Source organism: Burkholderia sp. JPY481 (assembly GCF_038900515.1).
GTDB lineage: Bacteria > Pseudomonadota > Gammaproteobacteria > Burkholderiales > Burkholderiaceae > Paraburkholderia > Paraburkholderia youngii.
In genome coordinates this window covers 1-236 of sequence record NZ_JAYMRT010000249.1, presented here as the reverse complement: position 1 = coordinate 236, position 236 = coordinate 1, and the positions used below count along the sequence as shown (strand labels likewise).

General features: G+C 69.5%; 1 protein-coding gene. It reads right to left on the bottom strand.

Annotated features, from left to right (window positions below):
- Positions 1–236: AMP-binding protein (locus VSR82_RS40560; RefSeq protein WP_498858987.1), on the bottom strand; the 236-nt coding region annotated here is incomplete at both ends.

Here is a 236-nt window from a genome sequence, read left to right as displayed (position 1 = left end):
AACTCCAGATTGCCGTCCGGCAGGTACCGCGCCAGGTCCCCCGTGCGGTACAGCCGATCGCCCTCCACAAAGGGACTGGCGATGAACCGCTCGGCTGTCAGCTCGGGGCGGTTCAGGTAGCCACGCGCCACCCCCGCCCCGCCAATGTAGAGCTCCCCAGCCGCCCCGAACGGCACCGGCTCGCCATGACCGTCCAGCACGTACACCCGCGTGTTCGCAATCGGACGGCCGATCGG